At 56.3% G+C, this 26825-nt stretch carries 20 protein-coding genes and 1 tRNA gene; 10 read left to right on the plus strand and 11 right to left on the minus strand.

Going from position 1 to position 26825, the window contains the following annotated elements; all coding sequences use genetic code 11:
- Positions 1–67: 67 nt before the first annotated feature.
- Entirely contained in the window at positions 68–2203 is a 2136-nt protein-coding gene (locus EKN83_RS17175) for an ornithine decarboxylase (RefSeq protein ID WP_126801347.1), read from the minus strand.
- 180 nt (positions 2204–2383) lie between these two features.
- Between EKN83_RS17175 and EKN83_RS17180 the strand changes: the two genes are divergently transcribed.
- Together EKN83_RS17180 and EKN83_RS17185 are read left to right on the plus strand one after the other, a co-directional pair.
- Positions 2384–3097, plus strand: a complete 714-nt coding sequence (locus EKN83_RS17180) for a DUF554 domain-containing protein (RefSeq protein ID WP_045286745.1) — start codon at positions 2384–2386, stop codon at positions 3095–3097.
- Positions 3098–3192: 95 nt separating this feature from the next.
- A tRNA-Phe gene (locus EKN83_RS17185) sits at positions 3193–3268 on the plus strand.
- Between the two features lie 226 nt (positions 3269–3494).
- On the opposite strand, the gene EKN83_RS17190 is transcribed toward EKN83_RS17185, so the two are convergent.
- The 3 genes from EKN83_RS17190 to EKN83_RS17200 form a co-directional block, all read right to left on the minus strand.
- Positions 3495–3821: a hypothetical protein gene (locus EKN83_RS17190; protein WP_045286545.1), complete on the minus strand. Its 327-nt coding sequence runs from the start codon at positions 3819–3821 to the stop codon at positions 3495–3497.
- Between the two features lie 113 nt (positions 3822–3934).
- Complete coding sequence (locus EKN83_RS17195) at positions 3935–5734, minus strand: hybrid sensor histidine kinase/response regulator (RefSeq protein WP_126801348.1); 1800 nt, start codon at positions 5732–5734, stop codon at positions 3935–3937.
- Positions 5731–6363, minus strand: coding sequence for a response regulator transcription factor (locus EKN83_RS17200; protein ID WP_126801349.1), 633 nt, complete (start codon positions 6361–6363; stop codon positions 5731–5733). The genes EKN83_RS17195 and EKN83_RS17200 overlap by 4 nt, the downstream gene beginning before the upstream one ends.
- A gap of 175 nt (positions 6364–6538) precedes the next feature.
- On the opposite strand from EKN83_RS17200, the gene EKN83_RS17205 reads away from it, so the two are divergent.
- Both EKN83_RS17205 and EKN83_RS17210 read left to right on the plus strand, forming a co-directional pair.
- On the plus strand, positions 6539–6853 hold the full coding sequence (locus EKN83_RS17205; RefSeq protein ID WP_045286548.1) for a lipoprotein: 315 nt from the start codon (positions 6539–6541) through the stop codon (positions 6851–6853).
- A 116-nt stretch (positions 6854–6969) separates the two neighbouring features.
- Positions 6970–9987, plus strand: coding sequence for an autotransporter domain-containing protein (locus EKN83_RS17210; RefSeq protein ID WP_126801350.1), 3018 nt, complete (start codon positions 6970–6972; stop codon positions 9985–9987).
- A 55-nt stretch (positions 9988–10042) separates the two neighbouring features.
- On the opposite strand, the gene EKN83_RS23645 is transcribed toward EKN83_RS17210, so the two are convergent.
- Positions 10043–10576, minus strand: coding sequence for a helix-turn-helix transcriptional regulator (locus EKN83_RS23645; protein WP_050597176.1), 534 nt, complete (start codon positions 10574–10576; stop codon positions 10043–10045).
- Between the two features lie 672 nt (positions 10577–11248).
- On the opposite strand from EKN83_RS23645, the gene pgaA reads away from it, so the two are divergent.
- Genes pgaA through pgaD form a run of 4 tightly spaced genes read left to right on the plus strand, consistent with a single transcriptional unit; the run spans position 11249 to position 17400 of the window.
- On the plus strand, positions 11249–13687 hold the full coding sequence (gene pgaA, locus EKN83_RS17220) for a poly-beta-1,6 N-acetyl-D-glucosamine export porin PgaA (protein WP_126801351.1): 2439 nt from the start codon (positions 11249–11251) through the stop codon (positions 13685–13687).
- A gap of 8 nt (positions 13688–13695) precedes the next feature.
- Complete coding sequence (pgaB, locus tag EKN83_RS17225) at positions 13696–15645, plus strand: poly-beta-1,6-N-acetyl-D-glucosamine N-deacetylase PgaB (RefSeq protein ID WP_126801352.1); 1950 nt, start codon at positions 13696–13698, stop codon at positions 15643–15645.
- Positions 15638–16969 carry a poly-beta-1,6-N-acetyl-D-glucosamine synthase gene (gene pgaC, locus EKN83_RS17230; RefSeq protein ID WP_045286648.1) on the plus strand — a complete coding sequence of 444 codons (1332 nt, stop codon included), beginning with the start codon at positions 15638–15640 and terminating at the stop codon, positions 16967–16969. The genes pgaB and pgaC overlap by 8 nt, the downstream gene beginning before the upstream one ends.
- A complete protein-coding gene (gene pgaD / locus EKN83_RS17235; RefSeq protein ID WP_025759795.1) occupies positions 16966–17400 on the plus strand; it encodes a poly-beta-1,6-N-acetyl-D-glucosamine biosynthesis protein PgaD in 435 nt (144 codons plus the stop codon). Before pgaC ends, pgaD begins: the two co-directional genes overlap by 4 nt.
- Positions 17401–17838: 438 nt before the next feature.
- Here pgaD and gss read toward each other — a convergent pair whose 3' ends face one another.
- The 6 genes from gss to EKN83_RS17265 form a co-directional block, all read right to left on the minus strand.
- The gene (gene gss, locus EKN83_RS17240) at positions 17839–19704 is read right to left on the minus strand and encodes a bifunctional glutathionylspermidine amidase/synthase (protein ID WP_126801353.1); all 1866 of its coding nucleotides are present in this window, start codon (positions 19702–19704) and stop codon (positions 17839–17841) included.
- A 110-nt stretch (positions 19705–19814) separates the two neighbouring features.
- Positions 19815–20792, minus strand: a complete 978-nt coding sequence (locus tag EKN83_RS17245) for an ABC transporter ATP-binding protein (protein WP_126801354.1) — start codon at positions 20790–20792, stop codon at positions 19815–19817.
- Positions 20789–21766, minus strand: a complete 978-nt coding sequence (locus tag EKN83_RS17250) for an ABC transporter ATP-binding protein (RefSeq protein WP_126801355.1) — start codon at positions 21764–21766, stop codon at positions 20789–20791. Before EKN83_RS17250 ends, EKN83_RS17245 begins: the two co-directional genes overlap by 4 nt.
- On the minus strand, positions 21759–22604 hold the full coding sequence (locus EKN83_RS17255) for an ABC transporter permease (RefSeq protein ID WP_025759790.1): 846 nt from the start codon (positions 22602–22604) through the stop codon (positions 21759–21761). Before EKN83_RS17255 ends, EKN83_RS17250 begins: the two co-directional genes overlap by 8 nt.
- Before the next feature lie 5 nt (positions 22605–22609).
- Complete coding sequence (locus EKN83_RS17260; RefSeq protein WP_126801356.1) at positions 22610–23563, minus strand: ABC transporter permease; 954 nt, start codon at positions 23561–23563, stop codon at positions 22610–22612.
- 45 nt (positions 23564–23608) lie between these two features.
- Positions 23609–25198: an ABC transporter substrate-binding protein gene (locus EKN83_RS17265; protein ID WP_126801357.1), complete on the minus strand. Its 1590-nt coding sequence runs from the start codon at positions 25196–25198 to the stop codon at positions 23609–23611.
- A gap of 245 nt (positions 25199–25443) precedes the next feature.
- Here EKN83_RS17265 and yghU point away from each other — a divergent pair, with 245 nt between their 5' ends.
- Positions 25444–26310 (plus strand): glutathione-dependent disulfide-bond oxidoreductase, encoded by an 867-nt coding sequence (gene yghU / locus EKN83_RS17270; RefSeq protein WP_059384918.1) that lies wholly within the window; start codon positions 25444–25446, stop codon positions 26308–26310.
- 160 nt (positions 26311–26470) lie between these two features.
- Positions 26471–26803 carry a glycine zipper domain-containing protein gene (locus tag EKN83_RS17275; RefSeq protein WP_045286656.1) on the plus strand — a complete coding sequence of 111 codons (333 nt, stop codon included), beginning with the start codon at positions 26471–26473 and terminating at the stop codon, positions 26801–26803.
- The last annotated feature ends 22 nt before the right edge of the window (positions 26804–26825 follow it).

Raw genomic sequence — 26825 nt, forward strand, 5'->3', positions numbered from 1 at the left:
CGAGGGTGAAAAGACGGCTCCGTGCAATCCCCTCTCCCCTTTGGGGAGAGGGTTAGGGTGAGGGGGTCTACTTCAATACATACCCATACAGCCGCTTAATCCCGTCGGCATCCTTCTCGCTGTAGACCCCCTGCAGCTCCGGCGAGAAGCCCGGCAGCAGGTTGATGCCCTCCTCCAGCGCCAGGAAGTAACGCTGCACCGCCCCGCCCCAGACTTCACCCGGCACCACGCACAGCACGCCCGGCGGATAAGGCAGCGCCCCTTCAGCAGCAATCCGCCCCTCAGCATCCCGAATACGCACCAGCTCCACGTTCCCGCGAATATACGCCTGATTGGCGTCCTGCGGATTCATCACCACCTCCGGCAGGCTCTCCTTGCGGAACATCGCCTTCTGCAGATCTTTCACGTCAAAGCTGACGTAGAGATCGTGCATCTCCTGACATAACTGGCGGAGCGTATAATCCCGGTAACGCACCGGGTATTTCTGGAAGATAGTCGGCAGCACGTCCGCCAGCGGCGTATCGTCTTCAATATGCTGTTCAAACTGCCCCAGCATCGCCACCAGCTGAGCCAGCTTGTCGCTGCTTTCGGCAGGCGTCAGCAGGAACAGGATCGAGTTAAGGTCGCACTTCTCCGGCACAATGCCGTTTTCGCGCAGATAGTGCGCCAGAATCGTCGCCGGAATACCGAAATCCGTGTACTCCCCCGTTTCAGCATCAATGCCCGGCGTGGTCAGCAGCAGCTTGCACGGGTCGACAAAGTACTGCTCGCGGGCATAGCCCTCAAACCCGTGCCATTTAGCACCGGGCTCGAAGCTGAAGAAGCGAAGCTCGCTGGCGATGGCGTGGGTGGGATGATCCTGCCACGGCCGCCCCGCCACCACCGGTGGGATAAACGGTTTGATCATATGGCAATTGGCAATGATCGCCTTACGCGCCTCAATGCCCAGCTCAACGCACTCCGCCCACAGCCTGCGCCCGCTTTCCCCTTCGTGGATTTTCGCGTTCACATCCAGCGCCGCGAACAGCGGATAGAACGGGCTGGTGGAAGCATGCAGCATAAACGCATTGTTAAGACGCTTGTGCGGGCAGAAACGCGCCTGACCGCGGATGTGGTTATCCTTTTTATGGATCTGCGACGTTTGCGAGAACCCGGCCTGCTGTTTATGCACCGACTGGGTCACAAAGATGCCCGGATCGTTCTCGTTCAGTTCCAGCAATAGCGGGGACGTCTCCGCCATCATCGGGATAAACTGCTCGTAGCCCACCCATGCGGAGTCAAAGAGAATGTAATCGCACAGATGACCGATCTTGTCGATCACCTGACGAGCGTTGTAGATCGTCCCGTCGTAAGTGCCAAGCTGAATGATCGCCAGGCGGAATGGCCGCGTCTCGTCGGCCTTTTCCGGCGCCGTCTCGCGGATCAGCTCCCGGAGATACGCCTCGTCAAAGCAGTGCTCGTCAATTCCGCCAATAAAGCCAAACGGGTTACGCGCGGCCTCAAGATACACCGGCGTGGCGCCCGCCTGGATCAGCGCCCCGTGGTGGTTGGATTTATGGTTGTTACGGTCAAACAGCACCAGATCGCCACGGGTGAGCAGTGCGTTAGTCACCACCTTGTTGGCCGCCGACGTACCGTTCAGCACAAAGTAGGTTTTATCCGCGTTAAACACTTTTGCCGCAAACTTTTGCGCATGCTTGGCGGACCCTTCGTGGATCAGCAGATCGCCCAGCTTCACGTCGGCATTGCACATGTCGGCGCGGAAGACGTTCTCACCGAAGAAATCATAGAACTGCCGCCCGGCCGGGTGCTTTTTGAAAAAGGCGCCGTGCTGGTGACCCGGACAGGCAAAGGTGCTGTTGCCCATCTCAACATACTGGCTCAGGGTGTCGAAAAACGGCGGCAATAGGGTCTCTTCGTAACGGCTGGCTGCGGTCTCCAGCTCCAGAAACTCCTGAGCTTTACCCGAGATGACCGCGCTGACGCCGTCGGGCGCTTCCGTGGGCTCCTGCGAGAAAATGAACACCGGCAGCTGAAAGCCCGTGCGTTTCAGTAGCGCAAGAATGCCGCTGCGACTGTCTGTCGTCGTCAGGACGACGGCGGCCACATCGGTGAAATCCGTGTTATCCAGCGTCACCTTTTCGCGGTGCGTAGACACAGTAGAGAGCAGCTCGCGGCTGACGGCGATTTTCATGGTTTTCATAAGCGCAGTTACCCTCACCGAACGGTGAGACAGGAGGAGAAAATTCGCGCAATAATGTCACCTTTTATTTTTAGCTGCAACAAGCAATCCTTATGCATTTAATCACCCAATGCTTACGGCCGGAAAGCAGAAGCATGTCATAATCATGCAATACCAATGAGTAAGTAACAGGAGTCAAATGTGGTTATCGGGCCATTTATCAACGCCGGCGCCGTATTGCTGGGCGGCGTACTCGGCGCAGTGCTGAGCCAGCGGTTACCGGAGCGTATTCGCACCTCAATGCCCTCCATATTCGGCCTGGCGTCGCTAGGGATCGGTATTCTTTTAGTCATCAAATGCGCCAATCTGCCCGTGATGGTGCTGGCCACCCTGCTCGGCGCGCTCATTGGTGAGTTCTGTTATCTGGAAAAAGGTATTAACAGTGCAGTCAGTAAAGCCAAAAACCTGATTGCCCGGCCGGGCAAAGCGAAGCACGGCACGCATGAGTCCTTTATTCAGAACTATGTCGCCATCATTATTCTGTTTTGCGCCAGCGGCACGGGGATTTTCGGTTCGATGCAGGAAGGGATGACCGGTGACCCGAGCATCTTAATTGCGAAGGCGTTTCTCGATTTCTTCACCGCCACCATTTTCGCCACCACCCTTGGCGTCGCAGTGGCGGCGATTTGCGTCCCAATGCTGCTTATCCAGCTGGCGCTCGCCACCTGCGCCACCTTGATTCTCCCGCTGACCACGCCAGCGATGATGGCGGACTTCACCGCCGTCGGTGGCCTGCTGCTGCTGGCGACAGGGTTGCGCATTTGCGGGATCAAGATGTTTGCCGTGGTCAACATGCTACCCGCACTGCTGCTCGCCATGCCGCTCTCTGCGCTCTGGACGCACTTTTTCGCCTAAAGATGCGGCGAAATGGCGAGAGATTGCGCAGTCTGTAACGAAAACAACATTTTTCGTTGACGACAGAGGGCAGATCGGGTTTAATGCGCCCCGTTGCCCGGATAGCTCAGTCGGTAGAGCAGGGGATTGAAAATCCCCGTGTCCTTGGTTCGATTCCGAGTCCGGGCACCACTTATTTCGAACCCTCGCTTAGGCGGGGGTTTTTGCTTTCTGAATCAGCAATTTTTGTTTTATCAGTAGTTAACGCCCTTATCTTTCCTCCGGCCCCGCTTCCCGGTGGTGCAACATCGGCATTATGATAAAGCCTACCAAAGACCGAAACGGTACCTTCTACATCCGAAAAGTGTTTCCTCAGGCGCTACGTTTAGGGTCACACCCGGAGACAATTTGTTGTCCGTCAGCGACCCGTCCCAGAATTAGTCAGCATTTTACGATAACGCCAGGATTTATAGCCAAGTTTTGCTGGCGTTATATACCAAATAAAAGGGAGTAAAATCAATAATGTGAGCGCAAGGTTAAGACTTGTATCCCTGGAGGCAAGTAAAAGAGTTAAAGCCAGTATGATGAACGCAATAATCGTTATCCACTTCATTGCCTTAAAACGATTGGACAGATCATGAGTTACGCTATCCAACGAACCACCGTAATTCTCAATATTGTTTTTTAGCTTTTGAAGATCTCGTTTACTGAAACCTGATTTTAAAAGTGCTTCTTCGCTGGTCATTCCGTTACCCGCCCTATAGCCCACTGAAATAATTTATTTATATCAAATAGTTGAAGATATCTACACCCTCGAACACTGACATTATTGCCCACTTCAGAGCTTCACTGCTGCTGTTATCTATTCCCATATTCACGACACCCCGACCACTGCGTCAGCAGCGCATGCAGTTTAGCCGGTTCGAGAGGCTTGCGAAGCACCAGGTACCCCTCCTGCTCCGCTTCCATCAGAACCGGTGAATTAAATTCGCCGCTGACTATCGCGCCGCTCATATCCGGGAGACGTTCAAAAAGCGCTTTCAGGATATCGAAGCCGCTTTCGCCGGATCGCAGGCGCTGGTCGCACAGCACGGCAAACGGCGTGAAGCCGTCGTCGATAATGGCGAACGCTTCTTCAGCAGAGGCCGCACATCGCACGTTGATTCCCCAGATGCTCATCAGGCTCTCCCAGGCAGACGTTACCAGCGGATCGTCATCGACGACCAGGCAGGAACCGTGCAGCGGCGCATAGCGTACCGGCGTGGCCGTGTTGTCACAGGTGGGCGAAATATCCGGCGCGATGTCTTCGCCAGTATATTGGGTGAAGCGCATCCAGAAGCGTGAGCCTTTACCTTCAATGGATTGCATCCCGTACTTCACCTTCATCAGCTTGGCACAACGGGCCACTACGGCCAGTCCCAGCCCGTGTCCGGCGCTGTCGATCTTCCATGCCAGCTCGGGACGGTAGTAAGGCGAGAAGATTTTGCCCTTCTCGTCATCGGCGATACCGACCCCCGTATCCCACACCTCCACCATACACTCCTCGCCGCGTGGTCGGATGGCGACCAGCACGCCGCCCTGGAGCGTGTAGCGAAGGGCGTTTTGAATCAGGTTAATCAGAGATTGTCGCACCAGCAGCGGATCGCCCAGCACGTAGATGCGGCGTTTGGGCCGCCGGGTACATAGCTTAAGCGCGCGGCTGTTGGCCTCTTCGCGAAACAGCGTGATGACCGAGTCGAGCAGAGCACCGATATCCACTTTGCCAGGGGCAGAAAGTACATTCCCGGATTCTATTTTGCTGAGATCGAGCAGAGAATTGAGCATCAAATGTACCGAGCGAACGCTCTGCTGCAGGTCAAGAAGCTGTGGCGTCAGGCTAACGTCCCGGTTTCGGTGGAGGATGGCCTCGATCAGAAAGCCCATCGCGTGCACGGGCTGGCGCAGATCGTGGCTGGCGGTGGTCAGAAACTGATTTTTATCCAGCAGCGCCTGCTCCGCGTCCTCTTTGGCCTGACGAAACTGTTCCGCCAGCCGTGAGCTTTTTTCCTCAAGCAGCGCTTGCTGAATAAAGAACGCATGTGACGTTAACGCATGGCGGTAAATCGCGAAGCCGTAAAGCAGATTCAGCATAAGCACGATAAACATCAACTCATCCAGCCGCCAGATAATACCGAGGTTCAGCATCCCCCAGGAGGCGAAGAAAAACCGCGTAAAGGTGCTGATGACAGGCGTCAGATGCGTCGCATTGGCGGCGACGATGGCGGCAATGCTGATATTAAGCAGCAGGAAAAAGTCAAAGTTCTGCGTCTGCGGGGTAATTAAATAGAGGGATGAGATTCCCAGCCCGTGAATAAAGGCGATATTATTAATACGCGGAAGCCAGCGTCTCAGGACGTCTTTTTCAACGTCTTCTTTCGCTTCGCGCTGATAACGTCGGTGCAATATTCGTATCGCCACAGCACATAGCAGATAAATGATTATCCAGGAAATCGTTGGGCCAAGGTCGTCCCCAAGCATATAAATCCAGATGGCGAAAGGAATACCGACAAAGGGCACCGCGCTAAAGCTGAACACCAGCCGTAAAAAGGTGTTGTTTAGCAAACGGATCTGCGCTGGAGCGGAGATACCATCGTTCTGTAAACTCTGAAAAAACCTCATTCCGACGGTTCCTGCTTGCCATGCAGAAGCGTAATGGCCTCGACACGACTATTAACGCCTATCTTTTTCAAAATATTACTAATATGTTCTTTTACCGTGGGCTCGGAAATTGAAAGCTGCGCGGCGATCCTTTTATTTGGCAGGCCGCGCATAATCATATTTAACACGTCAATTTGTCGCGGCGTTAAGTTAAATTTACTTAACTTCTCATTATTCGACTTGATGGAAAGTTCGTTTCCCTCAGGAAACCAGGTCAGATTATCGGTGAGTGCGAAAACGGCCCGTGAGAACATTTCAGGCGGCTCGCTTTTTAATACAAAACCGTGCCCCCCGGCGGTATGAACTTTCCGCCAGATATCATTATTGTCATCCCCGCTGACCACCAGGAGTCGTACCTGTGGGTAAAGTTGTTTTATTTCCTTGAGTAAACTCAAGGCCGTTCCGGACGAGAGCCAAAAATCGATTACCAGCAAGCGTGGTGGGCCATTGTCCCTAATTTGACGGTAGCAATCTTCCTCATTCGTCACCACATGCGCCTGCTTAAAGTGGCAGTGTGTAATCAGAAAATTGGCGATGCCGCTTGCTACCAATGGATGGTCATCAACGACCAACGCATAATTCTGTCCCAAAGGGTCCTCCTTTTACCTTCGCATATCTAAGAGTACGGATGAATTATTTTCTACCCACCCTACTTTAGGAGGGTTTTTTCGATTAGGAAAGGGAAATATATTATTTGCTGATTTGGGCAACTGTAAACATAAATACAATCAGTGAAATTAACTGATTGGATATAAAGGGTAATTTATGAGAAAACCACTAATCTTTTTAACCGTTACGTTGATGCTAGCCGGTTGTTCCACGCTAAAAACCGATCAGGCTATTCCACTTCTGCAGGCGGAGACCGCTAAAATGCTGGGGCTGGGCTCATCGGATGAAATAACCGTGACTAACGTTAATGGCGCCCAGCCAGACGCACTGGGAGGACAAAAACTCTCTTATCGCGCGACGACAGAAAAAGGGCGTATTTTCGATTGTTCATCGATGATGATGCCAGGGATTTTAGGATCCGCACCGACGCTGAGCGCGCCAACCTGTACACCTGTTGTCACCCATAAATAATTAACACCACATTAAAAGGCGTACTGAAATAACGCCTTTTACGTCATCTGACATATCTGAGTTTTCATATAAAAACGATTTTCCCGACATCACGCTAATGAGTACGGAGATAGCCCGTGAATAACTCTACATCGCATTCTTTAGCGGTTAAGACACCGCTTTCCAGACTTTACCTCGCTCTATTTTCCGCGCCGCTGTTACTGCTTTCACCTGCCGATTTCGCGCGTGCAGCGGATGCTATTTTTGATGGCGACTCGCGTATTACCGAAACGCTGGGTTACACCGGAGATGTTTACGTAGGACGTAATCAACGCGGAAACCTGCTGATCGATAATGGCAAAATCACCGCCTATAACATCAATATCGGTCGGCTGTTCGACGGCCAAATTTATGAAAGCGTGGTCACGGTCCGTGGGCCAAACGCGGAGCTTAACGCGCTGAACGATCAATACGTCCTGCACGGCGACCTGAATCTTGGCCTGGGCACCCTTCGAGTCGAAGAGGGCGCGCTGGCAAGCGCTAAGGAGATCGTTGTCGGCACCACGCGTGGCTATGACAGTCACCTTATCGCCACGGGTGCAGGCTCTCGCGTGACCAGTAATTTTCTTAGCGTAGGCACCGATCTGGGCGCACGCTCCACGCTGGCGATTGAAGACGGCGCGGCGCTCAATACCGCCTACGATGCGCGCATCGGCAATGGTACGGGGCCGGATGAAACCGACACGCTGAGCCCAAAAGCCACCGTCACGGGGAGCGGCTCACTGTGGAATGTTGGCCGTACGTTGACGCTTAATGGCGACCTGGACGTACTGAACGGCGGAGCGGTTAACGTTGGCGGCGTGCAGGTAGCGGGCGTCTCCGGGGCAGGGAAAACCGCTGAGCTGGTAATTGCGGGCAAAGGCTCGCGTTTTACCAGCCAGAGCAGCGTTAGCGTGGGCGATTATGGCAACGGTGTGCTGTCGGTTATTGACGACGGTTCATTTTCCGCTGGCAGCAATGCGCTGATCGTGGGGACATCGGGTTCCGGTTCGAACCGGGGTGCGCTAATTATCGGCAGCCGCGGCAACATGGACACCGGCACGGGTATAACTGAACCAACGCTTGGTAAGGCGGGCGGTGCGGGTACCCTCGATGCGAAGACGGCAATCAGCCTGCGTGGCGGGCTGTTCGGCAGCTATGTCTACTTCAACCATACCGACGAAAATTACGTCTTCAGCAACACGATGAGCGGCGAAGGTGAGGTGATCAATACCTCCGGACAGACAACGCTGAACGGCGATCTTTCAGCCCTTCAGGCGAACGTGACCGCGCGCGGAGGCAAAGTCATTATTGCCAGCAACATCAACACCCAGGCAGAAGACGATATCTTTGACATTCAGACCCTTAGCGCCGAGAACGGCGGCACGCTGATCCTCAACGCGACGGCGGGTTCAGACGTCAGCAATGGACTGGGTTACAGCAGCGCCGCGTCAATCAAGGCCGGCGGCACCCTGGGCGGCAACGGCACGCTGGGCCAGACCGAGATCCTGTCCGGTGGGCATATCTCGCCAGGGGATGGCGATATCGGCACGCTGACGCTGAAACGCTATCTGAATTTTGTGGGCGAGTCCTTCTATGACGTCGATATCGCAGGAGATGGCCGCAGCGACCAGCTGCTGGTATCGGGCAAAACGACTATCAGCGATCTGGCTAAAGTACAGGTCACCGCGCTGGACCCGCAAACCAGTTACAAAACGGGCCAAAGCTATCGCATATTAACCTCGGACGGGGGAATTGACGGTCAGTTCGCCGGAGCGATTTCCAAATCGGCCTTCCTGGACGTGGCGCTCAGGCAGGGCACCAACGCCGTCGATCTGACCATCGCCCAGAAAGAGACTGGCGGCGAGAATCCTGGAGGCGAAAACCCGGGTGGTGAGAACCCGGGAGGAGAAAACCCAGGAGGTGAGAATCCAGGAGGAGAAAACCCGGGCGGTGAGAATCCTGGCGGTGAAAACCCCGGCAGCGGCAAGCCGGGGATTTTCCAGACCGTGGCCAAAAGCAGCAACCAGTGGAACACTGCCGGCGCGCTCTCCACGCTGACGCAAAGCGGCCCGTCGCTGGCATTGTATAACTCGCTACTGGTGCTGAGCGCACCGGAAGCACGCGAGGCGTTCAACCAGCTATCCGGTGAAGTTTATCCGTCAATGCAGTCCAACCTGATTGCCGGCAGCACGCAGGTGTTTAATGTGTTAAACCAGCGGATGCAGCGCGCGTTTGATAACGACACCCTGGTGATACCACCGTTAGCAATGTCGCTGGTGCAGCAGCCGGAGCCGCAAAACAATGGCGTCTGGGGCCAGACCTTCAGCTCCTGGAGCCGAAACAGCGGCGACGGTAACGTGGGCAAGCTGGACGGCAACACCACCGGCTTCCTGCTGGGGGCAGATCGCAAGCTGGCGGACCATAACGTGCGTGTCGGTGGCTACTTCGGCTATAGCCGGGGGGATTACGACGTCGACAGCCGTCGTTCCTCAACGGATACCGACAACTACCATCTTGGCCTGTATGCGGCTGGCCAACAGGATGCGTTCTCCCTTCGTGGCGCGCTGGGTTACACCTGGCACAAGATTGAAGGCGAGCGCAATGTGGATTTCAGCGGCTTCTCGGATCGGCTGAAGTCGGATTACGACGCCAACTCGCTGCTGGCGTTCACCGAAGCGGGCTACCGTTTCGGCCAGCCAGAGATGAATGTCGAACCCTTTATTAATCTCTCCTGGATCCGACTGCATACCGACAGCTTCAGGGAAGACGGCGGTGCCGCCGCGCTGAGTGTACGTAACGAAACGATGAACACCTTCTATTCCACCCTCGGGGTGCGCGGCGTGACCGAGTTGCCGAAGAACGTTAACCTCTATGGTTCGCTGGGCTGGCAGCACGCCTATGGCGATAAGAATACGTCTTCGCGCATGGCGTTTGCGGGCAGCGACGCATTCATTACTCAGGGACAAGCCGTGGATGAGGACGTGATGGTGGGTGATATCGGCGTGAGCGTACAGCTGTCGCGGGCTGCGACGCTGGATGTGGGGTATCAGGGACAATACGGTGCGGATACCCGCGTCAACTCGGTTAACGCGAATCTGCGCTGGTCGTTCTGAATGATTTCCCTTTAAATAACCCGCCCTTGTGGCGGGTTCTTTGTTTTGGTTTCTGTCAAAGCCAGGGATCGTTCCCACCTGCGTCCAGCAGTTTGTTTTTAAAGATAAACAAACACGCCTCATTAAAGTTCTCAGCCCCCAGCCGTTCCGAGAGCGCCGTGCGTTTGCGGTAGAGGCTTTTAACCGACATCCCCAGCTCGCTTGCCACCTCCTCCATCGACATGCCTGCCCGCAGCAACCGCAACATGATCGCTTCGTGCATGCTTAGCCGCAGGTTAAGCAGCCACTTCGTGGTCAGACGCCTGCCCTTCATATTCAGCACCAGATTAAACAGTGAGGCCATATCCGTCGCGGTGTGCGACATGTTGGTAAACAATTTCATACTGAGCAGATTCTCCTCACGATGGCGCATATCGAGCATAACGCAGCAGATCGTTTTTTTCGTTCTGGCCGGATGGCGTATCAGGTAATCATATAAACGGAGCGGAGAACGACTATCAATCAATACAGAATATTCATCTGCACCGTTATCAAATATGTTTCTGTCAACCGAGTCGAGCAGGATAATATCCGGGAAAAATAGCCTCATCCCCCTGACAAGGTAGCGATCCTGAGTCACTAACACTATTGAAGTTGCCACTAACCATCCCTTTTAGATTAAAGCAAGAACGATCCTGCGGAAAGAAAACCGCCTTCGTTTTATAGCGCTGTCATATTAACGATAAATGTATTCTGGCTTTGGACATCCCTCAATTCAGACATTGATGAGTGAGACTTCCTGTAGACTCTCATTCAATGGCTACCATTAATTATAAATAAAAAACAATCGCAGAAAAGTCACTTCTCTGAACATTAAGAATTTTTGTCATGAAACTTCCCAAACATGCACCAGAAACTACTTTAATTGACGCAGGTAATCGGCATTAAAAATATAAACATTCTTGTCACAATAAAAATAAATTAATTTAATTTCAAATAGTTAGAATTAACCAACCCCTTCCAAATAATCGCTAAAACCGGCTCATCCCAGAATTATCTCAAAACAGCATAGCCGCTTTTCAGCATATTTATCCGGCAAGATATCAGGTGTACATTATCTTCCATCCCACCGACTGAGATAAGGATCCATAATTACCTTTAAGTAAGTACCCCGTAACATCACTGCATTCAGATTTAATGTTCTCATTTATGGCCTTTAACGCTGAGTTTAAAGGCGGCCGTGTTATGCAATGGATTCATGATAAACAAATGGCAAATAGATATGGAAAGTTCACTTCGCTTCAATACGTTATTCTTTTATCGCATCCCAACATTATTGTTCCTGTTATTACTCTTTCCTGTTCTGGTTCAGGCTACGGGATCCGTTTATGAGCAACAGATTCAGCAGGCGCGTAACGGTAATTACACTCCGTTTCTCGATTATGTTCAGCGTTATCAGCAACAGCATGCCCTGGCGCCTGAGAACGTTGCGGACTGGCTACAGGTAGCAGGATGGGCAGGTCGCGATGACGAGGTGATTCAGGTCTGGCGGCGTTATGGTATTTATATGCCGCTTCCCGCCCGGGGCGTTGCGGCCGTCGCGCAGTCCAGTCGAAATCAGAAAGCGTGGCAGCCCGCGTTATCGCTCTGGAATGAAGCGCGTAGCCTTGCCCCAGATAATGACGATTACCGTATCGGCTACATCAAAACCCTTGCTGATGCCCGCATGGATACCCTTGCGCTGCAGGAAGCCCGGCAGCTGGTGGCTGAAAATCCCTCGCAGGCCCATCTTCAGACGCTCGCGTATGTCTGGTTAATGCAGGGAAAAAACAGCGATCGGCTTTTAGCGGACACGCGCGCGTTGAATATCGCGCCAGAGAATAAGGCGCTGCAGAGAGACCTTATCGACGCGCTTACGGATAACCGGGTGAATACCCCCGCGCTTCAACGTTCACAACGGGTGGCGCTGACTCCCGCGCAGCGTCGCCGTCTTGAACTGAATGCCGCTGCCGAAACCGTTCGCCTTGCTGATGTGCCCGCCAGGACAGAAAAAGAGCGCCTGCTTCTTGCGCAAAGCGCACTGAATCGTTACGACACCCTCTTTGCTCGCTGGCAAAACGATCCGCAGGCGGCGGACGACATTATCCTTGCCCGTATCGACAGGCTTGGTGCGCTGTATGCGCATGGCGATTATCCGCAGGTCATCCGCGAGTATCAGGCGCTGACGGCCGCACGGCATCCGGTCCCGGGCTGGGCAATCGGCTGGGTTATCTCCGCGTATCTGCAGGAGAAAAACGCCGCTGTCGCCTTCTCACTTCTGCAACGCTATCCACAATATGCGTCCGATCCGCAGGACGAGGAGCATGCGCTGTTCTATGCCTGGCTGGATACCGGGCAGTATCAGGCCGCCCGCCAGTATGCTGAGCGCCAGACCCGCAACATCCCCTGGAGTCGTTACGATTTCGGTTCCCCTACCCCTCAGCCTAACGATCGATGGCTTAGCGGACAGTCGCTGCGCTTTAACTATTTACTGGCGACCCACGCCGAGCCGGAAGCCGAAAAGTTGGCTCAGCGTATGGCCGCAACGGCGCCCGGCAACCAGGGATTACAGATTGACTATGCCTCCCTGCTTCAGGCCCGGGGTCTGCCGCGCGCGGCCGAGCGAAAGCTGAAAATGGCGGAGGCGCTCGAACCGTCGAATCTGGAGCTGGAACTGCAGCAGGCCTACGTCGCGATGGATCTGCAGGAGTGGCGACAGATGGACGTACTGGCCGACGACGTGCTTGCCCGCGCACCCGTCGATCGCAGCGCCCGGCGTCTGGACAGGCTCAGAGCGGTCCACCACCTGTCCGAGCTGCGTCTCAATGCGGGAAAAGGCTTGCACTCCGATAACCCCGTTAGCGGTACCCACGACATGAACTGGGACGCCACGCTCTATGGTCCGCCAATGGCAGATAACTGGCGGCTGTTTGCGGGCACCCGCTACGCAGAGGGTAATTTCGATGAAGGCAAAGGTTCCAGCCGTCACCTGTCGGGTGGCGTCGAATGGCGGCCTCGTGACCTCCAGCTCGAAGCCGAACTCTCCGGAAACCGCTATCACGGGGCCAGCAAGCCCGGGGCTCGCCTCTCAACCACCTACAGCCTCACGGATAACTGGCAGGTCAGCGGCAGCCTCGAACGCCTGTCCCGCACCACGCCTCTGCGGGCGTTACGCAACGGGATCAGTGCTAACCGGGGTGAAGGTGGCGTGCGCTGGTATCAAAACGAGCGGCGTGAGTACCAGTTCAGCGCCGCCGTCAGTCACTTTTCAGACCATAACCGCCGACAGGAATACACCCTCACAGGAAAAGAGCGTCTCTGGCAGGCGCCGTCCCTGACGCTGGATCTCGAACCGGAGATCGCCGCCAGTAAAAACAGCCAGCGGAACACGCTCTATTACAACCCGGCGCGGGACCTGTCCCTGACGGCTGCCCTGTCCGTCGATCATGAGATGTATCGCCATTACGACACCCTCTGGAGCCAGCAGATCGTGGCGGGAGGCGGCAGGTACTGGCAGAAAAATCAGTCCGCCGGAGCCATCACCCTGGTGGGTTACGGTCAACGCATCCAGTGGAACAACGTCATTGATACCGGCGTGATGCTGAACTGGGATAAACGCCCTTACGACGGCAAGCGCGAAAGCAATCTCTCCGTCACGTTTGATGCGACTTTACGCTTTTAAGGATGAATATGCTGAATACACGTCTTTCCGTGAGCCTGCTCCTCTTCGGCTGGCTCTGCCTGAGCGCGAGCGCCTGTGCACAGGCTTTCTCATTTATTGCCCCCAAAGCGCGACCGCAGCTGGAGGCGAGCAAACCCTGGCCGACGAACCAGTTTCTGGTCCTGGCCTACCACGACGTAGAAGATGATGCCGCCGATCAGCGCTACCTCTCCGTTCGCACCAGCGCGCTGAACGAGCAGATTAGCTGGCTTGTGCACAACGGCTATCACGCCATCAGCGTGCAGGACATTCTGGATGCCCATGACGGGAAAAAAACGCTGCCGCCGAAAGCCGTATTACTCAGTTTTGACGACGGCTACAGCAGCTTTTACACCCGCGTCTGGCCGCTGCTTCAGGCATGGAACGTTCCTGCGCTGTGGGCGCCGGTGGGCAGCTGGGTGGATACGCCGGCAGATCAAAAGGTTAACTTCGGCGGCCTGATGACGCCCCGCGATCGCTTCGCGACGTGGGACATGGTGCGCGAGCTCAGCCACTCCCCGCTGATTGAGATCGGCTCGCATACCTGGGCCTCGCACTACGGCATTCCGGCCAACCCGCAGGGCAGCCGCGAACCGGCGATCGCCAATCGCTTTTATGATAACGCAACGGGCCGCTATGAAACGGACCTTGAGTTCAGCCAGCGGATCGGCGATGACGTGCGCAAAGTCACCGAAAAAATCACCCAGGTGACCGGCAAAGCTCCGCGTGCCTGGGTCTGGCCCTATGGCGCTGCCAACGGCACGTCGCTCGAAATTGCCAAAAAACAGGGCTATCAGCTGGCCTTTACCCTTGAGGACGGGCTGGGTGACGTGCGCAATCTCGGCAGCATTCCCCGTCTGCTGATCGCCGGGAATCCCTCGCTCAAAGCCTTTGCCAGCACGGTTAGCCAGGTTCAGGAGCCTGAACCGGTGCGCGTCATGCATGTCGATCTCGACTACGTTTACGATCCCGACCCGGCTCAGCAGACCCAAAATATCAACCGGCTGATCCAGCGGGTTTACGACATGAAAATCAGCCATGTTTTCCTGCAGGCGTTTGCCGATCCACAGGGCGATGGCAGGATCAAGGCGCTCTATTTCCCCAACCGACGGCTTCCGGTCCGGGCCGATCTGTTTAATTTTGTCTCCTGGCAGCTGCAAACCCGCGCGGGGGTAAAAGTCTTCGCATGGATGCCGGTGCTCTCGTTCGATCTCTCCCCTTCCCTGCCGCGCGTCCAGCGCCGGGATCGGCAAACCGGCCGGTTAAGCGACGCCACCGAGCCTTATATCCGGCTCTCCCCGTGGGATCCGCAGGTGCGTCAGCAGGTGACGGACATCTATGAGGATCTGGCCCGCTATGCCAGCTTCAATGGGATCCTTTTTCATGACGATGCGGTACTGACGGACGTGGACGACGCCGGGCAGGCGGCCTCGCAGAACACCCCGCGCCAGAAAAGCCGGCTTCTGATCGGTTTCACTCATGCCCTTGGCCTGGCGGTGAAGCACATCCGCGGTCCGCAGATACAAACCGCCCGTAATCTGTTTGCCTTACCCATCCTGCAGCCCGAAAGCGAGGCGTGGTTTGCGCAGAATCTCGATGACTTTCTGGCGGAGTATGACTGGACGGTGCCGATGGCCATGCCGCTGATGGAGTCCGTCCCGGTCGACGAGAGCAATGCCTGGCTGACGCGTCTGGTTAAGGCCGTCGCCGAACGCCCCGGCGCGCGCAATAAAACCATTTTTGAGCTGCAGGCCAGGGACTGGGGGCAGAAACCGCCCCGTGCCGTTTCCGATAGCCAGCTTGTGGCGTGGATGCAGGTGCTCCAGCTGAACGGCATTAAAAACTACGGCTACTACCCCGACGACTTCCTCAATAACCAACCTGATATTTCCCGTATCAGGCCTGAATTTTCATCGTACTGGTACCCTGACAATGACTGATCGCCTTATCGCCTTCTCTATTTTATGTCTGGTATTCGGGTTGCCGTTAGGCGTGGCCGCCCTCTTTACCGGCGAACTGATTCTGGATTTTGTCTTCTTCTGGCCGCTGTTTATGTCCGTACTCTGGATAACCGGCGGGCTCTATTTCTGGTTTCAGCTTGAACGACACTGGTCATGGGATCACGACACACCGGCCCCCACGCTCGCCGGCGAGCCGCTCATTTCCATTCTGATCCCCTGTTTCAATGAGGAAAGGAACGCCAGAGAGACCATCAGCGCCGCACTGGCTCAGCGGTATGAGAACATAGAAGTGATCGCCATTAACGACGGCTCGTCTGACAACACTGCGCAGGTGCTGCAGGAGCTGGCGCTGGAACAGCCGCGTCTGCGGGTGATCAACCTCGCGGAAAACCAGGGCAAAGCGCTGGCGCTCAAAGCCGGGGCGGCGGCGGCCCGGGGCGATCTGCTGGTCTGTATTGACGGCGACGCGCTGCTCGATCGCGATACCGCGGCTTATCTGGTGGCGCCGCTGATCCAGTACCCCCATGTCGGGGCGGTGACCGGCAACCCGCGTATTCGCACACGCTCCACGCTGATTGGCCGCATACAGGTGGGCGAGTTCTCCTCCATCATTGGGCTCATCAAGCGGACGCAGCGGATCTACGGTCGGGTCTTTACCGTCTCCGGCGTCATCGCCGCCTTTCGCCGGCAGGCGCTGGCGGATGTCGGGTACTGGAGCCCGGACATGATCACCGAGGACATCGACATCAGCTGGAAGCTCCAGTTGCGCCACTGGGATATTTTTTTCGAACCGCGTGCGCTGTGCTGGATTTTGATGCCGGAGACGCTGAAGGGCCTGTGGAAACAGCGTCTGCGCTGGGCCCAGGGCGGCGCGGAGGTGTTTCTGGTCAATCTTCGCAAGATCCTGCGCTGGGAGCATCATCGCATGTGGCCGCTGTTTTTAGAGTACGCCCTGTCAACGCTGTGGGCCTTCGCGTATGCGATGACGGTGCTGCTGTTCGTCTTCAGCCATGTCGCCCCGCTTCCCGCGAACCTGACCGTCGAGAGCCTCTTTCCCCCGGCGTTTACCGGGCTGCTGCTGGGGGTCATGTGTCTGCTGCAATTTCTGGTCAGCCTGTACATCGAGCGGCGCTATGAGCGAAACGTGGCCAGCGCGCTTTTCTGGGTGATTTGGTTCCCGATGGTGTACTGGATGATTGGCCTGTTCACTACCCTCGTCGCCTTTCCAAAAGTGATGCTTAAACGCCAGCGTGCCCGCGCGCGCTGGATCAGTCCGGACCGGGGAAAAGGAAGCCTGCAATGAACGAAAATACCTTAATTTTGACTGAACATCGGCTCTTGCCGCGTCTTTTTGATGCCGCGTTAACGCTGGTTGCGTGGGGAGGTTTTTTCTTTTTCCTGTATGCCCGGCTCTGGATGCAGCTCACCGATGAGAGCGACTACCGCTGGGGCGCGATCGTTGCGTCCTTTAATACGGTGTTGATCTATTTACTGTTCGCCGCGCTCAACGGCTGGCTGCTGATTTTGTGGTATCAGTACAACCGCCGCCGGGCTCAGGTGAGACGGCGTCAGCCGGGTTATTTGCCGGAGGAGGAGCTTGCCCGCAGCTTTAATGTCTCACCACAGATCATCTCTGAGATGAGCCAGTACAACCTGCTGACGGTCTATCATGACCAGATTGGCCGGATTATTGATTTGAAGGTCAGCGGGCAGCAGGAAGAGGAAGAACCGTAACAAAAGGCGCCCGCAGGATGCCCTGCGGGCTGAGGGATCCACAGTAATTTTTAAACAGAAGCAATAATCTTGTTTCAGAATGACTAAAGGCTTTCAGCGATGCCCTGGTCCGGCTGTAAATCGCTGAGGCGTTTTCCTTCCGGCCGGGGCGAGGCGCATGGATGCGCCGAGAGGGCGGGCTTTACAGGGACGTTACCTCCGCCCGTCCCCGATAAGCCGGAAGGAATTAGCCGAAGGTACCGCGAAGCGGCGATTTACCGCCGGGAGCCCGGGTCGCCAGGGTGGTGGCGACTGAGCCACCCTGGCACGTTCACAGGCCATGTCGTTGCAGAGTAGCAAGGAACATAAAGTGAACGGAATGACCACCAGAGCCGTATGTTCCCCCTCACCCCAACCCTCTCCCTCAATGGAGAGGGAGTCGTCCGTGCAGGTAATATTTTATAGTGAGTCCCTTACCACAATCAGCGGCTCAATATCACTCTCTTTTTTCACCACCAGCGAGTCATCGCCGCGCAGACAGGTTCCGCCGTAGTTTCCGCCCACGGTAAAGGTGCAAGCCTGAATATGCTTGCCATCAACGTTTGGCAGGCACCACAACTGCTGGTAGATATTTTTGCGGTCAACAAACTTGCCGCTGGATTTATCCAGCAGTTCATCCTCAGCACTAATCAGATCGATATTGCTGCCGCAGCGCCCGGCGATGGGCTTAACGGCATAGCCGGTCTGTTTCAGCAGATCGTTAACCTCAAAATCGGTATCGAGCAGGTAGCGGTGGTTCGGGAACAGTTGCCACAACACCGGGAGGATTGCCTTGTTGCCGGGGATCACCGTCCACAGCGGTTCGAAGACCAGCACTTCCGGGCGCAGCAGGACGTCAATCAGCCGTACTTCCCCAGCCGGGTGGCCGGTGCGAATCGGTACCGCAGCATACTCGGTTTCGCTCACCTCGCGGATCTGCTCTATCGCCGTCTCCCACGCCCAGGTTTTCCACACGCAGTTGACGTGGCGGCCTTCGTCGTCAATCAACTGCCCGGCGGCATCCCAGCTCAGGGCGCCAAGACCGTGCAGAATTTTCGTTTCAAACCCGGCCTGCAGCAGTGAGCGCTGGATAAAGAGCGCGTGATAGTCCTCTTCGACATCGTTGTCCTGCATGATATGCACGAACGGACGCGCGTGGCTGTGCTTCCATGCGCCGGTCAGCTCTTCCAGCAGGCCTTCCGCCGGGTTGTGCCCGTTGCCGCGATAGCCGTTTTTGACCCACTCTTCGAGGATCAGCCCGCCCTCCGTATGGCAGGAGGCGGAGTCGGCGTTGTACTCATACACCTTAATCCCGCGCTCATCCATGCAGAAATCCATACGACCGGTGATCATATGGTGGCGGCGCCACTGCCAGGAGAGGCGCAGGCGCGGCCAGAGGATTTTCGGTATGTCGAAAAGCGCCAGTAAGTTGTCATCTTTCAGCACCTTATCGGTCGCGTGCAGGTACATCAGGTGCAGCTCGTTGGTGGCTTTGATCAGCTCCTGCTCGGCGCTTTCGGTAATGGTGAAGTACTGGCAGGGATCTTTATTGATAAAGTGACCGTTGGCGCGGATATAGGCCTGTTGCAGGGGGTCATTTTCGTTGAGCCACTTCCCGTCGAACTGACGTCTGTTTTTCAGCCGCGCACCGCTGATTTTCAGCAGTTCGCCGTCGATTTCCGGCTGCGGAATGCTGTGTTCTGTGTCGTCAGTCTGGATCATCCAGCCGAGGATTTCGGTGTCAGTAAAGGTGTCGTGGATCGTGTAACTGCCGTTCTCAACACAGAGGCGCAGCTCGCGCGTCCACTGCTGCCCGAGCGGCAGCGGCGCGTGAATGACGTTCTGCTCCGCGATACGCACCTTATCGTCCAGAAGCTGGGTGATCACCGCCACGTGGCCGGTCTCGTGAAACTCGCCGCCTTTTTGCCAGATCAGCAGCGCCCCGGCGCGCGGCGCGCGCTTCGAGCCGTTGGCAAAGGCCTGAAGGGGCAGAATGTTATCGTTCACCACCTGACGCAAAAAGCGCAGAGAGAAGATCTCCCACGCCATACCGACATCGGTAAACACAAAGCCATAGTTGAGAAACAGAAAACGGCGGGCGAACTCAACGCACTGCCATTTGTGGCCCATGTATTCGTTGCCAATATAGCTGCGGAAATCCGCATCTTCCGGGTAATTTCGCGGGTCCAGACTGCCGTAATTTGAAGAGTAAATCGCCACGCCACCGGGCGCATAGCCTAACAATGTCCCGAATGGCGCATCACTGCTTAACGTTCCTTTACGCATGTATCCAACCTAAAACAGGCAGGCGGCAATTTTTTAAGGGTTGTCGTCGTCTGCACGTTGTAATTAACCTGACAGAGGAGGATTTATCATACACCTGCGTGGCGCATTAATTACACGTTAAACAACCAGCATGCTGCAAAATGCCCTGGCGCAATCTCCTGCATCGCCGGCTCCTGCGTCTGGCAAACCGGCATGGCATGCGGGCAGCGGCTGCAGAACTTACAGCCAGGCAGCGCGGAGGTGGGGCCTGGAATATCGCCGCGCAGGGTAGCGTCGTCGAGGTGACGAATGCGCGGGTCGGGACGGGGAACCGCCGCCAGCAGCGCGCGGGTGTAAGGGTGCGCCGGATGCTGATACAGCGCATTCGCCGGGGCCACCTCCACCAGCTTACCGAGATACATCACCCCAATTCGGCTCGAGATATGGCGCACCATGGAGAGATCGTGGGCGATAAACAGATAGGTCAGCCCCAGCTCCTGCTGCAGGTCCTGCAGAATATTCACCACCTGCGCCTGCACCGAGACGTCCAACGCCGAGAGCGGTTCATCGCACAGCACAAACTCCGGATTCACGGACAACGCGCGGGCAATACTGATGCGCTGGCGCTGCCCGCCGCTGAACTCGTGCGGGAACCGTTCAAGGTGTTCCTGCTTCAGCCCGACTTTATAGAGCAGCATTTCCGTACGCTCCTGCTGCGCTTCCCGGCTGTAGCCGTGGATTTGCATCGGCTCGGCCACCAGCTGTCGCACGGTCATCCCCGGGTTGAGCGAGGACCAGGGATCCTGAAAAATCGCCTGCATTCTTTTACGCAGCGGCTTCAGCTCTTTTTCACGGGCGTGGGCGATCGCCTGTCCGGCAAAGTGGATCTCGCCCGAGGTGATATCGAAAAGACGCAGAATGGCGCGCCCGAGGGTCGATTTCCCGCAGCCGGACTCCCCGACCAGGCCAAACGTCTCGCCGGGCTGGATATCAAAGCTCACGCCATCGACCGCTTTCACGGCCACGCCTTTACGCAGCAAACCGCCGTTAAGTTGATAGTGTTTGTGCAGGTCCCGGACGCGCACTAAAGGCGTCTGTTGTTCACTCATGCCTGAATCTCCTTATCGGCCCATAGCCAGCAGGCGGCGCGATGGCCCTCTCCGACGGAATAAAACGCGGGCTGCCGCTCACACTGCGGCATACGCTTCGGACAGCGTTCGGCAAACGGGCAACCCGGCGGCGGGTTAAGCAGGCCTGGCGGTGAACCTTCTATCGGCGACAACCGTTGATTCTCCTCATCCGGACGCGGCAGCGAGGCCAGCAGCCCCCGGGTGTAAGGATGCGCAGGGCGATAAAAAATGTCCTCCACGCTCCCCTCCTCCATCACCAGCCCGCCGTACATCACCACCACGCGGCTGCAGACCTGCGCCACCACGCCGAGATCGTGGGTGATCAGCAAAATCGCGGTTTGGGTCTGCTGCTGCAGGCTTTTCAGCAGGCGCAGGATCTGCGCCTGAATGGTCACGTCCAGCGCGGTGGTCGGTTCATCAGCAATAAGAAGCTTCGGATTACAGGAAAGCGCAATGGCGATCATCACCCGCTGGCGCATCCCGCCGCTGAACTCGTGGGGATACTGGTCGTACCGGCGTTCCGCCTCAGCAATGCCCACCTGTTGCAGCATAGCGATCGCCGCCGCTTTAGCCGCTTTTTTACTGAGCCCTTTATTGCGCATCAGGATCTCCGCCATCTGCTTGCCGATGGTCAGCACCGGGTTGAGGGCGGTCATCGGATCCTGGAAAATCATCGCGATCTCGTTGCCGCGAATGGCGCGCATCTGCGCCGGGGTTTTCTGCGCCAGGTCCTCGTTCTGAAAGCGGATGCTGCCGCCCGTTATCCGGCCGTTGCTGCCGAGAAGCTGGATAATCGACTTACAGGTGACGCTCTTGCCGCAGCCCGATTCGCCAACGATACCCACCAGTTCTCCCGGCTGAACCTGAAAGCTCACGCCGCGCACCGCATGCATTTCCCCCTGCCGGGTGCGGAACGTGGTATGCAGGTCATCGAGTTCTAATAAGCTACTCATCGCGACTGGCTCCCGGCTCAAAGGCGGTACGGAACACATCGCCCAGCACGTTAAAGCTGAACACCGTCAGCAGGATCAAAATGCCGGGGAACATTGCCAGCCACGACGCTTCGCCAATATAAGACTGCGCGTTGTTCAGCATACTTCCCCACGACGCCGCAGGCGCCTGCACGCCCAGCCCTAAGAAGCTGAGCGTTGATTCCATCAAAATCGCCGAGGCGATATTGAGCGTGGCGGCCACGATAATGGTCGGCAGCACACCGGGAATAATGTGGCGCACGATAATGCGCAGCGGATGTTCTCCCGACGCGCGGGCATAGAGCACATACTCGCGCTCTTTCACCGACAGTGTTTCGGCACGCACCAGCCGCGACATGTTCATCCACGTCAGCAGGCTGATGATCAGGATGATGTTATCCACGCCCGGCTTGAGGTAAGCATTCACCACCAGCAGCAGGAAGAAGGCCGGAATGGCCATCAGGATATCCACGGCGCGCATCATCAGGTTATCCAGCCAGCCGCCAAAATAGCCGCTCACCGTTCCCACCACCGTGCCGATAAGCGTGGAGAAGAGCATGGCGAGAAAACCGACCATTAACGAAATCTGGCCGCCATACAGCGCGCGGGTGAAGTAATCGCGTCCGTATTCATCGGTACCGAACCAGTGCGCGGCATCCGGCGGTAGCGTGCGTGCGCCGAGCGCCATCCGATCCGGATCGTACGGACTTAAGCCGGCGCAAAGCGCGGCGACAACGAAAATAAAAAGCACAAACAGAGAGAACTGCGCCGGACGATTGCGGCGCAGCTGGTGACGAACCTGCTGCCAGCGTCTGCTCATCCGGGTTACCTCAGCGTACGAATGCGGGGATCGGCGAAGCGATAAAGCAGATCGGCGATCAGGTTACCGACGATCAGCATCATCGACGAGAGCATGATGATCGCCATGATCAGCGGGTAGTCCAGCGAGGCGATCGACTGGATCCCAAGCAGCCCCATCCCCGGCCAGGAGAAGACGCTCTCCGTCACATAGGCCCCCACGATCAGCTCGCCGAACGACAGGCCGAACAGGGTAATCACCGGCAGCAGCACGTTTTTCAGCACGTGACGGAACAGAATACTGGCGCGCGTCGCGCCGTAGGCCAGCTGGGTCTGCACGTAGTCGGCCGAGAGCTGCGAGATGGTGTTGGAGCGGATGTAGCGCACGTAGCTGGAGAGGTTGTAGAACGTCAGCGCAATGCACGGCAGCACGCCGTGGCGCAAGACATCCAGCGCGCTGTCTTCCATGCCGATGGTGCGCATCCCCATGCTGGGGAACCAGTTAAGCTGCACGGCAAAGACGGTGATAAGCAAAATGCCGAACCAGAAAATCGGCACCGAGATGCCGATATAGGCGAACAGGTTCAGCACGTGATCCAGCCAGCGGTGCTTAAATGCTCCCGCCAGCAGACCGAGCGGAATAGCCAGTACGATCGCCAGCAGCAGCGACGCCCCCATCAGCCCCAGCGTGGCCGGAATGCGTTCGCCGATCATCTCCAGCACCGGGCGGTGGTAGATCAGCGAATAGCCGAGATCGCCCCGCAGGACGTTTTTCAGCCACAGAACGTACTGCGTAACCAGCGGCTTATCCAGCCCCAGGCTCTGGCGAATACGTTCGATATCTTCCGGAGCCATACGCGGCGTGATGTACGCCGCCACCGGATCGCCGGGGGCGAGTTTGACCAGCAAAAACGCCACCAGTGAAATAAAGAACAGCATCGGCAGCAGTTGCAGCAACCGACGCGTGAGAAGTGTGTTCACGACATGCCCTTACTCAGACCCCGGCCTGACGGCCGGGGCTATCGCTTATTTCTGATAGATTTTTGACAGATCCTGGAACAGGTAGACCGGCTTCGGCTCTGCTTCCTGGGTGCCGCCGAAGCGCTTGTCCACCGCGACGGTCGCATTGGTATAGGCAATCGGGTAGTAGGTCATGTCGTTTGCCACGGTCTGCTGAATTTGCTTGTAGATATCTGCCCGTTTCGCGGCGTCGGTTTCCACGGCGCCTTTATCCCACAGGGCATCAAACTGCGGGTTTTTATAATGCGCGTAGTTATAGGCTTCGTTGCTCATGAACAGTGATTTGTAACCGTCCGGCTCTGAGCCCATGATGTAGCCGCCCAGGTTCAGCTCCCAGGCGGTGTTGTTCATGTCGAGACTGCGCTGAGACATGGCGTTGGAGTCCAGCGGCATCAGCTCCACGTTCACCCCAATGGCCTTCAGCGCCTGCTGAATGTAGAGCGCCATACTCTCCTGGGTTTTGTTGGTGTTCACATACGCCAGGCGCAGCCTGAGGTTGTCCGGCGCGCCGGACGCTTTAAGCAGATCTTTGGCTTTTTGCAGATCGAATTTGTACTGTTCTACATCGTCCGTCTTGTAAAGCGTATCTGGCGTCAGGAACGAGGTCGCCGGTTTGGCGTAGTCCAGCGAGGTAAACGCGGTCTGGGTCAGCTCATCTTTGTTGATGGCGTAAGCAATGGCCTGACGCAGCGCCTTGCTCTTCATCACCGGCACGTTCTGGTTGAAGGTCATGTAGGCCAGACGCCCTTCCGGATAGACCACGAAGTCAAACTTACCGGTATTTTTCAGGCGGTTCACATCCTGCGGGTCCACCATCTTGAGGTTGATTTCACCGTTTTGCAGGGCAAGATTCGCGGCATTGCTGTCTTTGGCGAAACGGTAAGTCACGGAATCAAGCTTCGCTTTGCCGTTCCAGTAATCATCAAAACGGGTCAGAGCGTAATACTGTCCGGCGCGGTACTCTTTAAATTTAAACGGCCCGGAGCCCACCGGCGCATCGTTTTTGCTGCTCTTTTCCAGATCGCCTTCACTGGCGAACACGTGCTGCGGGATCGGGTAGATCTGCACCAGGGTACCGGTAAAAGCCGCGCTGACCTGCGGTAAGGTGAATTTAACGGTGCGCTCGTCAACCTTGCTTACCTGCACCGGCTTATCGCCGTAAGTGAACATGCTGCGGAAAAAGCTGTGCTGTTTGGCATCCAGCAGCTTATTGAACGTAAAGACCACGTCGTCCGCCGTCAGCGGCTGCCCGTCCTGCCATTTCAGGTTGGGTTTTAACGTGAGGGTGTAGCTCAGGTTATCGGCAGACGGCGTCAGGCTTTCCGCCAGGCCCCACTCAATTTTGCCGTTATTAAAGCTGTACAGCGGAGCATACAGCGCCTGCATGATGGTTAACGTTGTGCGGTCACTGGCATAGAGCGGATTAACGGCTAGCGGGTCGCCGGAGGTTATGCCGATAATAAGCGAACCGCCCTCTTTTGGCGCGTCGTTTTTTGCCGCGGGGGGCGTATTTGTCTCTTTATTTTTCGCATCATCACAGCCCGCCAGGCCTAACGCGAGCGAAACGACCACGGCCGATAACAGAAGCTTACGCATCTCACTAACTCCTTGCCTTATAAAGTGTTTATGACTGCATCTTTTATTTATGTTGAAGCATCATATGCAGCTTTATCTGTTTACGCATTAATTATGAAAATGCGATTTTCGATTAAGCTTATGCCGGATTTGTTATATATAAGCGCCGGAAGGAATAGCGGCAGATCGATTACGCTCAGTTCGTTAAACGCTTCACAAATCTCCTGCTACACTGCCTCAACACATCACAAAAAAGGCAGGCCAACATGTCAGACAACACCTATCAGCCACCCAAAGTGTGGGAATGGAAAAAGAACAACGGCGGCGCGTTCGCCAATATCAACCGTCCCATTTCCGGCGCAACGCATGAGAAAGATCTGCCTGTCGGCTCTCACCCGCTACAGCTCTACTCACTGGGGACACCTAACGGCCAGAAAGTCACCATCATGCTCGAAGAGCTGCTGGCGCTGGGCGTGACGGGCGCGGAGTACGACGCGTGGTTGATCCGCATCGGCGAGGGCGATCAGTTCTCCAGCGGCTTCGTTGAAGTGAACCCGAACTCGAAAATACCGGCGCTGCGTGACCACTCCACGAACCCGCCAACGCGCGTATTTGAATCCGGCCATATCCTGCTCTATCTGGCAGAGAAATTTGGTCACTTCCTGCCAAAAGATCCGGCGGGACGCACCGAGACGCTGAACTGGCTGTTCTGGCTTCAGGGCGCGGCACCGTTCCTCGGCGGTGGTTTTGGCCACTTCTACAACTATGCGCCGGTGAAGATAGAGTACGCGATCGACCGCTTCACGATGGAAGCCAAACGCCTGTTCGACGTTCTGGATAAACAGCTGGCGCGCGGTCGTTACGTCGCGGGTGAGGAGTACACCATTGCGGATATGGCGATCTGGCCATGGTTCGGCTGCGTGGCGCTGGGTAGCGTCTACAACGCCGCCGAGTTCCTGGACGCAGAGAAGTACACCAACGTCCAGCGCTGGGCGAAAGACGTGGCAAACCGCCATGCCGTGAAGCGTGGACGGATTGTCAACCGCACCAGCGGCGAGCTGAACGAGCAGCTCCACGAACGTCACGCGGCGAGTGACTTTGATACGAATACCGAAGACAAGCGTCAGGCATGACGACTGGCCGGGCGGTTTACCGCCCGGCAGAACAGATCCCTGTTCAGGGCATGATTAGCCTAAAGGTTGGGCCGGTATTGCTGGCACTATCCAGGCGTGTTTCTTCCGCCAGACGGTGAGAAATGACGTATCAACCGACAGCAGTCACAAAGGATCTGTTATGAAACTGATTAAAACAACGCTGGTTATCAGCGCCCTCATTTTTTCCGCCTCGGGAATGGCTATCGACAAAACCGCCGCTGGCGCGGTAGCAGGCGCGGCAATTGGCGCGGCCACGGGTAAAGATCTGAAATCAACCGTTGGCGGTGCCGTGGTGGGCGCAGGCACCGGTGCCATGTTCAAAAACGGCGACAAAGGCAAAGCCGCACGTAAAGGCGGTGCCGTTGGTGCTGTTGTGGGTGCTGGCGCAGCTGCCGTGACGGGCAATAGCGTGCTGAAAGGCGCGGCTGTCGGCGCCGGTTCCGGCGCGCTGATCGGTGAAGCGACGCACTGATAAACGCCGTAATTCTCCCTTT

The sequence above is a fragment of the Enterobacter sp. WCHEn090032 genome, from assembly GCF_003986875.1.
In the GTDB taxonomy this organism is placed as follows: domain Bacteria; phylum Pseudomonadota; class Gammaproteobacteria; order Enterobacterales; family Enterobacteriaceae; genus Enterobacter; species Enterobacter sichuanensis.

Bases quoted from the DNA above. Each gene is read 5' to 3' on its own strand.
- EKN83_RS17175 (WP_126801347.1), bottom strand. From the start codon at position 2,203: ATGAAAACCATGAAAATCGCCGTCAGCCGCGAGCTGCTCTCTACTGTG.
- EKN83_RS17190 (WP_045286545.1), bottom strand. From the start codon at position 3,821: ATGACCAGCGAAGAAGCACTTTTAAAATCAGGTTTCAGTAAACGAGAT.
- EKN83_RS17195 (WP_126801348.1), bottom strand. From the start codon at position 5,734: ATGAGGTTTTTTCAGAGTTTACAGAACGATGGTATCTCCGCTCCAGCG.
- EKN83_RS17205 (WP_045286548.1), top strand. From the start codon at position 6,539: ATGAGAAAACCACTAATCTTTTTAACCGTTACGTTGATGCTAGCCGGT.
- EKN83_RS23645 (WP_050597176.1), bottom strand. From the start codon at position 10,576: ATGAGGCTATTTTTCCCGGATATTATCCTGCTCGACTCGGTTGACAGA.
- pgaA (WP_126801351.1), top strand. From the start codon at position 11,249: ATGGAAAGTTCACTTCGCTTCAATACGTTATTCTTTTATCGCATCCCA.
- pgaB (WP_126801352.1), top strand. From the start codon at position 13,696: ATGCTGAATACACGTCTTTCCGTGAGCCTGCTCCTCTTCGGCTGGCTC.
- pgaC (WP_045286648.1), top strand. From the start codon at position 15,638: ATGACTGATCGCCTTATCGCCTTCTCTATTTTATGTCTGGTATTCGGG.
- pgaD (WP_025759795.1), top strand. From the start codon at position 16,966: ATGAACGAAAATACCTTAATTTTGACTGAACATCGGCTCTTGCCGCGT.
- gss (WP_126801353.1), bottom strand. From the start codon at position 19,704: ATGCGTAAAGGAACGTTAAGCAGTGATGCGCCATTCGGGACATTGTTA.
- EKN83_RS17245 (WP_126801354.1), bottom strand. From the start codon at position 20,792: ATGAGTGAACAACAGACGCCTTTAGTGCGCGTCCGGGACCTGCACAAA.
- EKN83_RS17250 (WP_126801355.1), bottom strand. From the start codon at position 21,766: ATGAGTAGCTTATTAGAACTCGATGACCTGCATACCACGTTCCGCACC.
- EKN83_RS17255 (WP_025759790.1), bottom strand. From the start codon at position 22,604: ATGAGCAGACGCTGGCAGCAGGTTCGTCACCAGCTGCGCCGCAATCGT.
- EKN83_RS17265 (WP_126801357.1), bottom strand. From the start codon at position 25,198: ATGCGTAAGCTTCTGTTATCGGCCGTGGTCGTTTCGCTCGCGTTAGGC.
- yghU (WP_059384918.1), top strand. From the start codon at position 25,444: ATGTCAGACAACACCTATCAGCCACCCAAAGTGTGGGAATGGAAAAAG.
- EKN83_RS17275 (WP_045286656.1), top strand. From the start codon at position 26,471: ATGAAACTGATTAAAACAACGCTGGTTATCAGCGCCCTCATTTTTTCC.